Below are 14,945 nucleotides of genomic sequence, written 5' to 3'. Positions count from 1 at the left end.
TCATGTGTGGACGTTTCGCCATCACCCTGCCGCATGACGCGATGGCACAGCTTTTTGCGGCTGTGCCCGCCAACGCGCTGCCGGATGTGCCGAATTACAATGTCTGTCCGACCAATCTGGTCCATGCCGTGCATCATGCAGACGGTCAAAGGCGCCTTGTGGCGATGCGCTGGGGATTTCTGCCGCATTGGTACAAGTCGGAAAACGGCGGTCCATTGCTGATCAACGCGCGCGCGGAAACCCTTGCCGAGAAACCCGCTTTCAAGGCGGCCTGCCGCGAACGGCGCTGCCTGATCCCGGCGACCGGGTTCTATGAGTGGACCAAAGATGCCGAGGACAATCGGCTGCCGTGGTACATTTTTCCGACCGATGCCGAGATATTGGCCTTTGCGGGTGTCTGGCAGGACTGGGAACAGGGTGGCGTTGCGCACCGGACCTGCGCCATTGTCACCACAGCCGCCAATGACACGATGTCGGCCATCCATCACCGCCAGCCCGTCACCCTGCGCTCCGAGGACTGGCCGCTCTGGCTGGGTGAGGCAGGACATGGGGCGGCAAGGCTGATGCAGGCTGCACCCGACGCTGCCATGGATTTTTACCGCGTCGATCCCAAGGTGAATTCCAACCGCGCGTCTGGCCCGGACCTGATCGACCCGCTGGACCGTTAAGCGGGCTTTTCCCTGTCCTCGCTTGTGGCTACACCTGTGGCGCAACAGGGAGTCCCTTATGTCCAACATCACTATAGATGCCGCCGTGTCCGACCTGCGGGCGCTGTTGGGAGACCGGCTGTCGACGGGGCCGTCGGTTCTGGATCAGCACAGCCATGACGAGGCCTACACCAAGCCGGTTCTTCCCGATGCCGTGGCCTTTCCCGAAACCACGGAAGAGGTGTCGCAGATTTTGCGCATCTGCTCGAAACATGGGTGCCCGGTGGTGCCTTACGGGGTCGGATCGTCTCTGGAGGGGCATATCGTGCCGGTGCAGGGGGGTGTCACGGTTGATACCAGTCGGATGAACACTGTGTTGCAGATCAACCAGAGCGATCTGGATGCTGTTGTCGAACCGGGGGTCACGCGCGTTCAGTTGAATGAGACGCTGCGCGCAACGGGGTTGATGTTTACGGTCGATCCCGGCGCGGATGCAAGTCTGGGCGGGATGGCCGCGACACGGGCATCGGGGACCAACACGGTGCGCTATGGCACGATGGCGGACAATGTGCTGGCCTTGGAGGTTGTGCTGCCGGATGGGCAGATCATCGAAACCGGCAGCCGCGCGCGAAAATCCTCGACCGGATATGACCTGACGCATCTTTTTATCGGATCGGAAGGCACGTTGGGCATCATCACCAAGCTGACCGTCAAGCTCTATGGTCAACCCGAGCACATCGCTGCCGCGACCTGTGCCTTTGCCGATATCAAGAGCGCCGTGGACACGGTCATCATGGCGATCCAGATGGGCATTCCGATGGCACGGGTGGAGTTGCTTGATGCGCTGACGATGAAGGGCATGAACCTTTATAATCCCGACATGTCGATGCCGGAGGAACCGCATCTGTTCCTGGAATTCCACGGATCCGAGGCAGGCGTGGCCGAACAGGTCGAAACCTTTGGCGCGGTTGTGGAAGAACACGGTGGATCGGGTTTCGAATGGGCCACAAAAACCGAAGATCGCAACCGTCTCTGGCAGGCACGCCACAACGCCTATTACGCCAGCAAGGCGCTGCGTGCCGGGTGCAACGGGGTTGTCACCGATTGCTGTGTGCCGATTTCCGCACTGGCGGATTGTCTGATGCGCGCGACAGAGCTGGCCGCGGCATCGGGGTTTCTTGCGCCGATGGTGGGGCATGTCGGGGACGGTAATTTTCACCTGCTGATCCTGGTCGATCCCGACAGCGCGGATGAACTTGCACGGGCCAAGATTCTGGTCGAAGCGGTCAACATGCTGGCGCTTGAATTTGGTGGGACGGTCAGCGGCGAACACGGGATCGGATCGGGCAAGCGCAAATACCTGCCCCAGGAACATGGCGCGGCCTATGCGCTGATGGGGGTGCTGAAAAAGGCGATTGATCCGGGTAACATCATGAACCCCGGCAAGCTGGTGACCCTGAACTGACGGCCCAAGAGGATGCGCTGACCCTCCTGACATTTCCGGAGACGCAAAGTGGGGGCAGGGAAGGGGCGACCCTTGCCCTTGACGGCAGACAGTCTTTGCAGAACGTTCCTGTTTGAAGTGGGTCAGGTCAGACACCACATGACTCCGGGAACGCAGCGTCACAAAAAATCTGTCGTAGCGTCGTTGTGTCTTGTTTTGGCGAAATATCAGCTAAACAGGAGTGCCGATGACGCGAATTCGCGGGCGAAGCGTGACAAAAGGGAGGGGAAGCCATGACGTTTGCGACTTTCGAGGACCGCAATGCGATAGAGACCGAGATGCCATTTGCAGAGAGGGACATACCTGCAACGCTGTATGGCCAGCTGAGCAAGACCGCTGCGGCGTTTCCGACCCGCTCTGCCGTCAGCTTTCAATTGCTGTCGGGTCCAACCGACAAGGCGGAAACCCTGAGCTGGGCTGATCTGCTGTCAAAGACGGTGCAGGCCGCGAATCTGTTTCGCAAGCTGGGCATCGGCGAAAAGGATGTTGTCGCTTATGTCCTTCCCAACAGCAACGAGACCGTTCTGACCCTTCTCGGGGGGGCGATTGCCGGGATCGTCAGTCCGATCAACCCGTTGCTGGAACCCGAACAGATCGCCGCAATCCTGCGCGAAACCGGCGCCAAGGTTGTCGTGACGCTCAAGGCGTTTCCAAAGACCGATGTGCCGCAGAAAGTTGCCGAAGCCTGCCGCCACGCGCCCAAGGTGCATACGGTGCTCGAGATTGATCTCAATCGGTATCTTACGCCGCCCAAGTCGTGGATCGTTCCGCTGATCCGGCCAAAGAACCCAGGTGGGCATCATGCCGATGTGCTGAACTTCAACACCGAGTTGAATAAGCAGAACACCACGCTTGATTTTGCCGATTCTGGGGTCGATCGGGTCGGAGCGTATTTTCACACCGGGGGCACCACGGGTATGCCCAAGGTTGTGCAGCATAAATATTCGGGGATGTTGTATAACGGCTGGATCGGAAACAGCGTTCTGTTCACCGAAAAGGATACGATGATCTGTCCGCTGCCGCTGTTTCATGTGATGGCGACACAGGCGCTTTTGATGTCGGCCATCGTTTCGGGTTCGCATGTGGTGTTCCCGACGCCGCAAGGCTATCGCGGCGAAGGGGTGATGGACAATTTCTGGAAGCTCTGCGAGCGCTGGAAAGTGACCTACATGATCACCGTGCCCACCGCTGTGGCGGCGCTGATGCAGCGTCCGGTGAATGCGGATATTTCCAGCGTGCAATTTGCCATCTCCGGCTCTGCCCCGATGCCGCTCGAGTTGTTCCGGCGCTTTGAAGAGTCCTGCGGCCTGTCGATCTGCGAAGGCTACGGCATGACCGAAGCGACGTGCCTCGTGTCGATCAACCCCCCCGATGGGGTGAAGAAGGTCGGGTCGGTCGGGATGCCGTTCCCGTATACGGACGTCAAGATCCTCAAGGTCGTCGACAACGCGCCGGTGGCCTGTGCAACCAACGAGATCGGAGAGATTTGCGTATCCAATCCGGGGGTCTATCCGGGCCACACCTATACCGAGGCGTCCAAGAACGACGATCTGTACCACCATGAGATCTACCTGCGCACCGGCGATCTGGGCCGTATTGACGAGGACGGTTATCTCTGGATCACCGGGCGCGCCAAGGATCTGATCATTCGGGGCGGTCACAATATTGATCCTGCCGATATCGAAGACGCGCTTCTGGCGCATCCGGCGGTGTCGTTTGCCGGGGCAATCGGGCAGCCTGACGAACACGCCGGAGAGCTGCCCTGTGCCTTTGTAGAGCTGATGGATGGTGCCAGCGTGACCGAGCAGGAGCTTCTGGATCACTGCAAGGTGCATGTGCATGAACGCGCCGCAATGCCCAAACACATGACGATCCTGGATGAATTGCCCAAGACGGCCGTGGGCAAGGTGTTCAAGCCGGATCTGCGCAAGATGGCGATCACGCGGGTGTTCAACGCGGCGCTGGACAAGGCAGGATCCCCGGCGCGGGTTATCGCGGTGGTGGATGACAAGACACGTGGATTGGTGGCGCAGGTCGACATGCACGGTGCGAGCAATGACGATGTGGGCCATGTCCTGGGCAATTTCGCCAATCGCTGGGAAGCCGTGTCCTGATCCGGGTGTGAGTGGTCACTGTTTCGGATCGGCTTCGCCGATCCGACCGACGCGCGCCTTCGGCGCGCGTTTCTTGCATATTTTCAAAAAGAAGAAACAGGGGCTCAGGCCCCGGTGCCAAAGACCACTCTTGACGGCGCACGCTGCGCGCTGTCAGTTTGGTCCATGTCTCATTGTCCTGCGATCCCCGCACAAGTGGCTGCTGTCCTGGCCGCCTTTCCAAAGCCGACAGCCCAGGCATTGGAGCGCGTCCGCGCGATGATTTTCGAAGTGGCGACCGAGACGCCGGAGGTTGGCGAGGTGACGGAGACGCTCAAATGGGGGCAGCCGTCTTATGCGACGGCAACCGGAACGCCGGTGCGGTTGGGGGTGGTGACATCCGGGCAGCCAGCGCTTTTCGCGCATTGCCAGACACGTGTCATTGCGGATGCGCGCGCGGTCTTTGGGCAGGAGTTGGGTTTTGAAGGCAACCGTGCGGTGGTGTTGCCTGTCGATGCCGCCACATCAGACGATGCACTGCGCCAGATCATTCATGCCGCGCTGACCTATCGGCTCGGGCGGTAGGCCTGTCAGCCAGCGATCGGGTCAATCAGGGTCACCGGCAGATCCAGCGCCTGTTCCAGCGTATGCGCCACCTGCAGCAACCGCGCTTCGCCGCGTGGCGGACCGATCAGTTGCAGACCGACGGGCATGCCTGACGGTGTATACCCCACCGGCAAGGACAAGGCGGGCAGCCCTGCCACCGTCGCCAGAAAGGCAAATTGCAACCAGTCGATATAGTCGCGCATCGGGCGGCCCGCGACCTCGGTCGGGTATTCGATTTCGACCGGCAGCGGCGCGAGGCCATTGACCGGGCAGGCGAGTACATCATGGGTCTGAAAGAACGTGGCCATGGTGTTGTAGATCGCAGAGCGGTCGCGTTCGGCCTGAACATAATCGTCGAACGTCATGGCGCGCGCATCCGCGAGGTTGCCCTTGATCGTGTCCTTGTAGTGCCGGGTGACACTGTCGGGAGTGACCTGGTAACTGCCAAGGAAGGACAGGCAGCGCAGGGCGCGGAACGTCTCGTCCAGCCGGGGCAGGTCGGGGCAGTGTTCGACAATGTCAACCTTCGGCAGACGGAGACTGTCGAGCGCAGCCCGCAGAACGTTGTCGATCTCGGAGGTGACGGCGGCAAAGCCGTTGAGGTCGGGAGTATAGGCGATGCGTACGCGCCCGGCGTCCTGCCGCGCGGTCTCGAAATAGGGCGTCTCTGGTGCGGGGACCGAGATGGGCCAGATCGGGTCGTATCCCGCCATCGCATCCAGAAAGAGCGCGCAATCGAGAACGTCCCGCGCCATCGGTCCATCAACGCCGCCCGTGGTGAAGCCCAGATGAGTCGAACTGCCACCCGCAATACCGGGCGAGGGCCGCAATCCGACGATGCCGCAATAATTGGCCGGGCTGCGCAGGCTGCCGCCGAAATCCGACCCGTGACCGAGCCACAATTCTCCGGTGGCAAGCGATACTGCGGCACCCCCCGACGATCCTGCGGCATTCAATGCGGTGTTCCACGGGTTGCGCGTCGCGCCGAAGACAGCGTTGAAGGTGTTCGCCCCGGCCCCCATTTCCGGCGTGTTGGTCTTGCCCAGAACAACGCCACCCCGATCCTCGAGGCGCAAGACAATCGGGTCCGAGGTTGCAGGCACATGATCGGCCATGCCGGTGGTGCCAAAGGTGGTGCGGACACCCGAAACAGGATTCAGATCCTTGATCCCGATGGGAAGCCCGGCCAGCAGCAAATCCCGCGCAGCTGTGGCAGTGCGGGCGCGATCCGGGCAACGTGTGACCACCGCGTTCACCTGCGGTTCCACCTGGTCCATGCGCGTCAGGCTGGCGTCGATCAGGTCAGCCGTCGTCACCTCGCCCCGGCGCAACAGACCAACAACGTCGCGCGCCGATTTCGCGCACAGGTCCGGTCCCGAAAATGTGGTGTCAGGGCGCGTCACGTTTCGCAGAACATCCCGTGCAGATGGGCGATCAGACGGGCCGTGTTGTCATCATTCAGGCTGTAATAGATCGTCTTGCCGTCGCGCCGGGTCTTGACCAGGTGTTCATCGCGCAGACGCGCCAGCATCTGGCTGACGGCGGCCTGACGGATATTCAAAAGGGATTCCAGTTCGCCCACGGATTTTTCACCGGTGCCCAGGTGACACAGGATCATCAGACGCCCTTCATGCGCCAGTGTCTTGAGATAGGCCGCCGCATCTTGTGCGCTCTTGGCCATGTCCTGCGCAGTTGCAGGTGCAAACTCAACATCTTTCATGTGCGAACCCCTTAAAGACCCAGCGCGTATAACACTGAAGCGGTGGACATATCAAAGAATTATCGCCGGTTTCAGGTGTCTGTGACCGGCGGAGCGCCGCCTGTAAAGGCATTGCCGTTTTTGTAATCACAGGGGTCGTTCTGCATTTGCAGGTGAAGGCCTTCCCCCGTGAAGGGATGAGCGCGGGCCAGTTCCTCGTCCACATCAATGCCAAGACCCGGCGTTTCGGGAACGCTGATATAACCGTCCTCGACCCGGATCGCGTTTTTGATCAGGGCGGCGTGGAACGGCGTGTCGATGGTTTCAGCCAGCAGCACGTTGGGAATCGATGTGCAAAGGTGCAGGTTCGCAGCCCATTCCACCGGACCGGCATAGAGATGCGGCGCCATTTCCGCGTTGAAGGCTTCGGCCATTCCCGAGAGCTTTTTCATCTCCCAGATGCCACCCGCGCGCCCCAGCGCCGGTTGCAGAATCCTGGCCCCGCCCGTGCGCAGCAGGGTGGCGAATTCAGCCTTGGTGGTCAGGCGTTCGCCGGTGGCGATGGGGATGCGCACGGCACGCGCCACTTCAGCGAATTCGAGCAGGTTGTCGGGGGGGATCGGCTCTTCGTACCAGAGCGGCAGGTAGGGCTCGATCGCCTGCCCCAGCCGGATCGCGCCCGAGGTGGTGAACTGGCCATGTGTGCCGAACAGCAGATCAGCCTTGTCACCAACTGCCGACCGGATCGCCTTGCACATCTCGACCGAGAGCGAAATGTCCGTGAGTGCGGGCTGGTGTCCGCCATGGATGGTGTAGGGACCGGCGGGGTCGAACTTGACCGCCGTGTATCCCTGTTTGACATATTCGATTGCCGCTTCGGCCTGTGCGTCGGGATCGGTCCAGAAAGACGAAATATCGTGATGGGGCAGGGGATAAAGATAGGTGTAGGCGCGCACCTTGGGGGTGATACATCCACCCAGAAGCGCCCAGACGGGTCGACCTCGGGCTTTGCCAAGGATGTCCCAGCAGGCGATTTCCAGACCGGAAAACGCCCCCATCACGGTCAGGTCCGGTCGTTGCGTGAAGCCCGAGGAATAGGCGCGGCGGAACATCAATTCAATGTTTTCGGGGTTTTCGCCACGCATGTGCCGGTCGAACACGTCTTCGATCACCGCCTTCATCGCCACGGGTCCGACGCTGGAGGCATAACATTCCCCCCATCCGGTGATCCCGGTGTCGGTGGTCACCTTGACCAGCGTCCAGTAGCGGCCTCCCCATCCGGGGGCAGGCGGCGCGGTGGTGATGATGTCGAGGGACTGGAGTTTCATGGCACTGGCCTTTGTGTGGGGCGGGCGATGCGTCGACGCATCGCAGAGTTTCCGTTGACGGAAACTCCGTCGCGGTGTGGCATCGGGCGATCAGAACAGGATGACATTGCGTTTCGCGCCCCCTGCCTTGGTGTCAGCGATGGCCTCGTTGATCTGCTCCAGTGACCAGCGGCCCGACACCAGCTCGTCCAGCTTGAGGCGCCCCTGACGGTAGAGGTCGGCCAGCCAGGGAATGTCCCGGCGGATCACCACATCGCCCATTTTCGATCCGATCATGCCTTGCGCCATGTAGGCCAGCACAACAGGTTCGTATTCCGCCATTGCGCCGGAATGCGGCATGCCGATCATCACCATACGCCCACCCCAGCCCAGATAGCGGGGGGCGTCGTTATAGGCGGGGATCGCGCCGACGGTGACGGCGACCAGATCCGCACCCCGTCCCAGCACGCGCATCACGTCTTTCCAGGGCGTCTGGCCAGTGGTCAATACGCCATCCGTCGCCCCGAACGCCTTGGCCGTTTCCAGCTTTTCCGCGGTCATGTCCACGGCCACAATCCGGCGCGCGCCTGCAAGTCGTGCGCCCTGGATCGCGTTCAGTCCCACACCGCCTGCTCCGATCACCACCACGTCCTCACCAGCGCGCAGGCGACCGGCATTGACCACCGCTCCAACGCCGGTGATCACGCCGCAGGCCATCAGCGCCACAGCTTCGGGGGGCATGTCCTCGGGCAGGGGCACCACCTGGCTCTGATCCACCAGCACACGTTCGGCAAACGCACCGCAATTCATCGCCTGCACCACGGGCGTGCCATCGGCGCGGCGGATCGGTGACGGTCCGGCACCCGGGTTCTCGCAGATCGTCGGCTTGCCGCTGGCACAGTTCGGGCAGGTGCCACAGGCCCGGATCAGCGTCACCACCACGCGCTGACCGTCGATCAGGTCTTTCACACCCGACCCGATTGCGGAAACGCGCCCCGCGGCCTCGTGGCCATAGACCGCAGGCAGATCGCCACCCCAAGCGCCTTCTGCAAAATGAATGTCGGAATGGCAGATCGCCACCGCCTCCAGCGTGACTTCGATTTCGCCTGCCTGCGGCGCGCGCAGGTCAAGCGTTTCGAGGATCAGCGGTTTTCCGAATTCGGTGCAGACAGCGGCTCTGATGCGGGTCATGACCTCTCCTTTGATCTTTCGCGCACCGTGCGGCGGGTGTGGCAAGAGGGCAAGCGGGAATCGACTTTCGTCGGTCAGGCCGCGACAGCGCGGTTCCTGGGGTTCAGAAAGACCGCCAGCGCGATGACGATCAGGCCAAGCGACAGAAGGAATGGCGCGCCGGGGAAATAGACCGGGGCATCGCTTCGGGTGAACTGAGCAAAGACCGACGTCATGAGCAACGGTGCCAGGATCATCGCCACCGCACTCACCGATGTCAGCGCCCCTTGCAGTTCGCCCTGTCGCGTGTCGCCCACCGCCTTTGACATGATGCCCTGAAGGGCGGGTGTGATCACCGCCCCAAGCGCGGCGAGTGGCGTCAGGATCAGCGCCACGGTGCCGGACGTGACAAAGGCCAGCGCTGCAAAGGCGAAGACGTCGAACACCAGTCCATAGATCACCGTTCCCCGTTCCCCAAGCCGGGCAAGGATCAGCCGGATCAATCCGCCCTGAACCACGGCCATCATGATCCCGAACAGGCCCAAGGACAGGCCAACCATCCCGGCGTTCCAACCAAACCGCGCATGGCCGAAATAGGCCCAGACCGCCGGATAGACGAAGAACGCCACCTGGTAGAGAAAGAACACCAAGAACAACCGCCCAAACCCGGGAAATTGTCCCAGCGACTTGAACGCGCCCAAAGGGTTGGCCCGCCGCCATTGGAACGGCCGTCGGATGGCGTCGGTCACGGTTTCGCCCAACACGAAATATCCCAGGACAGCATTGGCCCCGGCCAATCCCGCCGCCGCCCAGAACGGGGCCCGCGTGCCCCACTCTCCCAGCAGTCCGCCCATCAGCGGGCCGATCACAAACCCCAGGCCAAAGGCAGCCCCGACCAGTCCGAAATTCTGCGCTTTCTTTTCAGGAGCCGAGATATCGGCCATGTAGGCAGACGCGGTCGATTGCGTGGCTGCCGTGATCCCGCCGATCATCCGCCCCAACAGCAACAACCACATCGTTCCAGCCACTGCCATCACCACATAATCGGCAGCCATGACAACCAAGGACACCAGAAGCACGGGCCTGCGGCCATAGCGGTCCGACAGGTTGCCGATCACCGGGCCGAACAGAAACTGCATCACGGCAAAGACCGTCGTCAGGACGCCGCCCCAAAGCGCGGCATGGGCAAGGTCGCCGCCGGTCACGTCGCGGATCAGGTCGGGCATGACCGGGATGATCAGGCCAACACCCATCGCGTCGATCATGACAGTGATCAGGATGAAAGCAACGGGCAGGCGCATCAGGAAGGGCTTTCACGAAATCAGGCCAATGCGCCATGGCTGTGTAAACTACACTTGACAGGTGCCCAGTCAATGCGCCTGTGCGGCAATAAAATCGCTTAGAACCCGGGCGTATTCCTCAGACGCTTCCACGCAAGGAAGATGCCCCGCCTTGCGGATCAGGTGAAACTGCGATCCGGGCACCAGATCGACGGTTTCACGCACCAGGTCGGGTGGGGTCGATCCATCCTCGCTGCCCGCGATGCCCAGTGTCGGCAGGCGCAACGCGGCGGTTGTGGTGTAGAAATCCGTCCCGGCAATCGCGTGTGAGCAGCCGATATATCCGTCGGCCGGAGTACGGGTCAGCATGTTGCGCCACGCGGTGAATTCGGCGGTCTTGCGGAAGGCTGGTGTGAACCAGCGGATCATGGTCGCTTCGGCCAGCGTCTCGATCCCACCTGCCGCGACATCCGCGATCCGCTGGTCCCAGATGGCGCGTGTGGCGATCCGGGCAGCCGTGTTCGACAGCACCATCGCGCGCACGAGATCCAGCCGCTTTGCCGCCAGCCCTTGGGCGATCATGCCGCCGATGGACAGTCCGACGAACACCGCGTCGCGGATGTCCAGTTGGTCCATCAACTGTTCCACGTCGCGTACCAAGGACCCCATGCCATAGGGCGGTGCGGGACACTCGGACAATCCATGCCCGCGCGTATCGTAGCGGATGAATTTCAGCCCGGTCTGCGGAAGACGCGCAATGACCTTGTCCCAGAGACGCAGGTCGGTGCCGAGCGAATTGGAAAACACCACTGGCGCGCCGTCCGGGTCACCGTCGATCCGGTAATGCAACCGGATGCCATCAAGATCAGCGATATGCATGACAGAGCGTCCTCATCTTCTCTGGTTTTCAATTGTCCCGTGGGCGTCCGCCAAAGGCGGACGGGGGCAGCGCACACAGCTAGCGGAGTCTCAGATGCGCCATGATCTGACCGTGATCGCTGGCCAGCTTGTTATACGGCGCTTCGGGGTGGCTGCCATCGGTCAGGTGATCGTTGAGCACGCTGAAATAGGTCATGTCACCGATGCGCGCCGCGTTGTCGGGGTCGAAATGGCGCGACAGCCAGATCTGGTCGATGCTTTCGAACACGCCGCCAAAGGCCGAGGTATACACCATGTCGCGCAGGGATTTGCGCACAAAAAGCTTTTCTGCCGACCGCAGGCGCACACGTTCCACTGCTTCGGTGATCTGCTCGTTCTCCTCGGCCGTGTAGCGGTCCGCCCGATGTTCGGCATCATGGCGCAGCATCCAGCTGTAGTTCTTGAACGGGCGTTCTCCGGCGATGATTTCCGAACTGACCGCATGTTCGCCGTCGTTGTAATCGCCCATCGCGATCACCGGATGGCCTGCGTTCAACTCGGTCACGATCGCCTGCCGCAGCACCCAGGCCTCGGCCATCCGGCGCACCGCCGCACGGAGTGATCCCATCGCGCGGCCAAGCGGGTCGTAGGTGGTCAGATCGGCCTCGGGCGCAAAGGCTGCCCCGGTGGGTGTGATGTATTCGCCAAGTTTGGATTTCAGGTGACAGTTGAACACCGTCACCACCTGTCCACCCATCGCAATCCGCACCTTGAGGATGGGGCGCGACAGACGTTTCAGTGTGAACTGTCCCGCATCGCCCCCGTCCAACCCGCGCAGCGGAGCAAAAGGAATGACAAGCGGCGCAGGCAAATCCTGGATGATCTCGGGTGCCCCCGCAAAGCCCAGCCGCGACAGCACCGCCACGCCGGGGCGCCGTTCGCCGGGAATGCCCGCATCAGCGACATTGGGCGCAAAGGCCAGGGACGCCCCGTGATAGCCACCGCTTTCCAGCCTGCGAAAGATCGCCTTCTTGCGGTATTTCTTGGTCTGGTCCGGCTGCGCCGCGTCATTCAGGATGTCCGAGCGTCGGGTTGCTTCGTCGATCACGGCTTGCAGGGGCGCTTCGTCGAAGATCTCCTGAAAGCCCACCACATCCGCGTCCAGCGCTAGGAGCTGATCCGCCATCCAGTCCGCTTTCCAGGCGTATTCCTCGGGTGTGTAGGTCTGGAACCTGTAATATTCCTGATCCGGTCCGATCAGGTTCTTGACGTTGAAACTCGCAACCGTGATGTCCTGCACTTAACCCTCTCCGAATTGTTCCAGTGCGCGAAGGAACACCGCGCGGTCCACATTGCCGCCCGAAATGGTACAGATCACTGTATCCCCTTCGATCCGGTTCCCGTGATAAAGCGCCGCCGCCAGGGCTACCGCGCCCCCCGGTTCCGCCACCAGCTTGAGCCGCGCAAAGGCCTGCGCCATCGCTTTTTGTGCCTCGTCATTTGTGACCACCAGACCGGGGCCGCACAGCCGGTGCATGATCGGGAACGTGATGTTCCCCGGTTGCGGCGTGACGATGGCATCACACAGGCCGTTGGCGTTGCCGGTGTTGTGTTCGATCTTGCCCGACGCCAGTGATCGCGCCACGTCGTCAAACCCTTCGGGTTCCGCCGGTCGCACCCGCATCCCCGGTGCGTGCGCCTCAAGCGCAAGCGCAATGCCAGAGGTCAATCCCCCCCCGCCACAGCACACGATCACCTCGGCCTCTGTCACACTCAACTCGGCCGCCTGCGCCGCGATCTCAAGACCGCAGGTGCCTTGCCCGGCAATCACTTCGGGTTCGTCATAAGGCCGGATCAAGGTCAGACCCCGGTCACCGGCCAGTTTCGCCCCGATGACATCGCGGTCTTCGGTGGCACGATCATAAAGCACCACCTCGGCCCCCAAAGCGCGGGTGTTGTCGATCTTCATCTTCGGCGCATCGCCAGGCATCACGATCACCGCGCTTACGCCGAACTGCCGGGCGGCCAAGGCCACACCCTGCGCATGATTGCCCGAGGAATAGGCGATTACGCCAGTCTTGCGCTGTGCTTCAGGCAAGGCCGACAAGGCCGATCGCGCGCCGCGATACTTGAAGCTTCCGGTGTGTTGCAGGCACTCTGCCTTGACCAACACGCGCCGCCCCGCGATCTCGTCCAGGAAGGGCGAAGACAAAAGCGGCGTCACCCGTGCGTGACCCTTCAGGCGGCCCGCTGCCGCCTCGATGCGTTGAATGTCCATTGGCTACCTCAGCATGTCCAGCCAACGCTTCAGGGCGCTCAGGCTTTCAGGTTCATCAAGGAACGGGATATGCCCCCGGTCCGGCACTTCGACGGCGACCATGTCGGGACGACGTCGCTTCATTTCGGCAAAGGTCGCGGGTGACAGCAGATCGGAATTTGCACCCCGGATACAGGCCAGCGGCACACCGGACAGGGCGTCGAACAAGGGCCACAGGTCGGGTGACGGTTGCGCGCCGCCCTCCAGCACCGCCTCGCGGAGCTTTGGATCGTAGGTCAGTTCAAGCCCGGCCTCGGTCTCGTTGAACAGGATCTGCGCCTCTCGCAACCATCTTTCCGCAGGAACGTTCGGAAAGCCGGTCAGAAGGCGCGCGCGCGCCTCGGCCATCTCGGCGTGGGTTTTCAAGGCCGGCGGCCGCCCAAGGTAGTTCTTGATGACCTCAAGCCCCTCGGGTGCAATCTCTGGCCCGATGTCGTTCAGGGCCACCCCCAGCAACCGATCCTTGGCCGTCGCCGCCAGCACCATCGCAATCAGGCCGCCGCGGGACGTTCCCAGCACCGCTGCCTTGTCGATCCCGAGGTGATCGAGAAGCTCCATCGCATCGCGCCCCTCGACCGGGATCTGGTACGTCGACGGATCACCCCAGCCGGATTGCCCGCGCCCGCGATAATCCAGCGTAATCAGGCGCAAACCGGCCAGATGCGGGGCGACGAATTCGAAATCGCGCCCATCACGGGTCAAACCGGCCAGGCACAGCAGCGGCAGGCCTTCACCTTGGTCAGTGTAATACAGCGACAATCCGTCAGACGTGGTGAAACGGGGCATCAGGCCAACTCCGGAATGGCGGTCAGATCGGTCAGCACATGTGCGGGGCGGTGTGGCAACCGATCCACCGGATCGCCCGCACGATTGGCCCAGACGGTTTCGAACCCGTAACCCGATGCCCCGGCGATATCCCAGCCGTTGGAGGACACAAACAGCACGTCGTCCTTCGGACACCCGAATTCCGTGCCCACCAGGTCATAGACCATGGACGAGGGCTTGAAGATGCCGACATCCTCGACCGACAGAACCGCATCCAGAAATGTCCCGATGCCCGCGCTGTCGACGGCCCCTTCCAGCATGTCCTTGCTGCCATTCGACAGGATTGCGCAGGTCTTGCCCGCCGCCTTGAGCTGCGCCAGCATCACCGGCACCTCGTGATAGGCCGGAAGCTCCCAATAGAGCGCAAGAAGCCGTTCGCGCAGTTCCGGATCATCCAGGGCGACCTTCTCCATCGCCCAGTCCAACCCGTCCATCGTGACCTCCCAGAACGGGGTGTAGTCGTGGGTGATCGTGCGCAGCCATGTGTATTGCAACTGCTTGTGACGCCAATGTTCGGCAAGTTGCGGCCAAACCGCCTTGAGCGCCGCGCGCCCCGGTTCATCCGCCGCGACACGCGCCGCTGCGGCCACGTCGAACAATGTGCCGTAGGCATCGAACACACAGACCTGTGCCATGACT

14 protein-coding genes are annotated in these 14,945 nt (G+C 62.0%); 4 read left to right on the top strand and 10 right to left on the bottom strand.

The window, feature by feature from the left end; all coding sequences use genetic code 11:
* Positions 1 to 2: 2 nt before the first annotated feature.
* The 4 genes from ACTIEN_RS06360 (at position 3) to ACTIEN_RS06345 (ending at position 4,829) form a co-directional block, all read left to right on the top strand.
* Positions 3 to 668 (top strand): SOS response-associated peptidase, encoded by a 666-nt coding sequence (locus ACTIEN_RS06360; RefSeq protein ID WP_439522278.1) that lies wholly within the window; start codon positions 3 to 5, stop codon positions 666 to 668.
* A 58-nt stretch (positions 669 to 726) separates the two neighbouring features.
* Positions 727 to 2,112, top strand: coding sequence for an FAD-binding oxidoreductase (locus tag ACTIEN_RS06355; RefSeq protein WP_439522277.1), 1,386 nt, complete (start codon positions 727 to 729; stop codon positions 2,110 to 2,112).
* Positions 2,113 to 2,384: 272 nt separating this feature from the next.
* Entirely contained in the window at positions 2,385 to 4,265 is a 1,881-nt protein-coding gene (locus tag ACTIEN_RS06350) for an acyl-CoA synthetase (protein WP_439522276.1), read from the top strand.
* Positions 4,266 to 4,430: 165 nt separating this feature from the next.
* Positions 4,431 to 4,829: a DUF1801 domain-containing protein gene (locus tag ACTIEN_RS06345; RefSeq protein WP_439522275.1), complete on the top strand. Its 399-nt coding sequence runs from the start codon at positions 4,431 to 4,433 to the stop codon at positions 4,827 to 4,829.
* Between the two features lie 5 nt (positions 4,830 to 4,834).
* Here the strand turns inward: ACTIEN_RS06345 and ACTIEN_RS06340 are convergent, their stop codons facing one another.
* The 10 genes from ACTIEN_RS06340 to ACTIEN_RS06295 form a co-directional block, all read right to left on the bottom strand.
* The gene (locus ACTIEN_RS06340; RefSeq protein WP_439522274.1) at positions 4,835 to 6,253 is read right to left on the bottom strand and encodes an amidase; all 1,419 of its coding nucleotides are present in this window, start codon (positions 6,251 to 6,253) and stop codon (positions 4,835 to 4,837) included.
* Positions 6,250 to 6,570, bottom strand: a complete 321-nt coding sequence (locus ACTIEN_RS06335; RefSeq protein ID WP_439522273.1) for an ArsR/SmtB family transcription factor — start codon at positions 6,568 to 6,570, stop codon at positions 6,250 to 6,252. The genes ACTIEN_RS06340 and ACTIEN_RS06335 overlap by 4 nt, the downstream gene beginning before the upstream one ends.
* Before the next feature lie 71 nt (positions 6,571 to 6,641).
* The gene (locus tag ACTIEN_RS06330; protein ID WP_439522272.1) at positions 6,642 to 7,877 is read right to left on the bottom strand and encodes a mandelate racemase/muconate lactonizing enzyme family protein; all 1,236 of its coding nucleotides are present in this window, start codon (positions 7,875 to 7,877) and stop codon (positions 6,642 to 6,644) included.
* Positions 7,878 to 7,967: 90 nt separating this feature from the next.
* Positions 7,968 to 9,047 (bottom strand): Zn-dependent alcohol dehydrogenase, encoded by a 1,080-nt coding sequence (locus ACTIEN_RS06325; protein WP_439522271.1) that lies wholly within the window; start codon positions 9,045 to 9,047, stop codon positions 7,968 to 7,970.
* A gap of 74 nt (positions 9,048 to 9,121) precedes the next feature.
* Positions 9,122 to 10,327 carry a TCR/Tet family MFS transporter gene (locus ACTIEN_RS06320; RefSeq protein WP_439522270.1) on the bottom strand — a complete coding sequence of 402 codons (1,206 nt, stop codon included), beginning with the start codon at positions 10,325 to 10,327 and terminating at the stop codon, positions 9,122 to 9,124.
* Positions 10,328 to 10,396: 69 nt separating this feature from the next.
* Positions 10,397 to 11,185, bottom strand: coding sequence for a 3-oxoadipate enol-lactonase (gene pcaD, locus ACTIEN_RS06315; protein WP_439522269.1), 789 nt, complete (start codon positions 11,183 to 11,185; stop codon positions 10,397 to 10,399).
* A gap of 79 nt (positions 11,186 to 11,264) precedes the next feature.
* Positions 11,265 to 12,464, bottom strand: a complete 1,200-nt coding sequence (locus tag ACTIEN_RS06310) for an endonuclease/exonuclease/phosphatase family protein (protein ID WP_439522268.1) — start codon at positions 12,462 to 12,464, stop codon at positions 11,265 to 11,267.
* Entirely contained in the window at positions 12,465 to 13,442 is a 978-nt protein-coding gene (locus tag ACTIEN_RS06305) for a threonine ammonia-lyase (protein WP_439522267.1), read from the bottom strand. It lies immediately after the preceding gene.
* Between the two features lie 3 nt (positions 13,443 to 13,445).
* Positions 13,446 to 14,267 carry an alpha/beta fold hydrolase gene (locus ACTIEN_RS06300; RefSeq protein WP_439522266.1) on the bottom strand — a complete coding sequence of 274 codons (822 nt, stop codon included), beginning with the start codon at positions 14,265 to 14,267 and terminating at the stop codon, positions 13,446 to 13,448.
* On the bottom strand, positions 14,267 to 14,941 hold the full coding sequence (locus ACTIEN_RS06295) for a haloacid dehalogenase type II (protein ID WP_439522322.1): 675 nt from the start codon (positions 14,939 to 14,941) through the stop codon (positions 14,267 to 14,269). Before ACTIEN_RS06295 ends, ACTIEN_RS06300 begins: the two co-directional genes overlap by 1 nt.
* Positions 14,942 to 14,945: the final 4 nt, after the last annotated feature.

Source organism: Marivita sp., from assembly GCF_051859345.1.
Taxonomy (GTDB): domain Bacteria; phylum Pseudomonadota; class Alphaproteobacteria; order Rhodobacterales; family Rhodobacteraceae; genus Marivita.
Note: the sequence above shows the minus strand (reverse complement) of the source record. Positions and strands in the feature narration are given on the sequence as shown.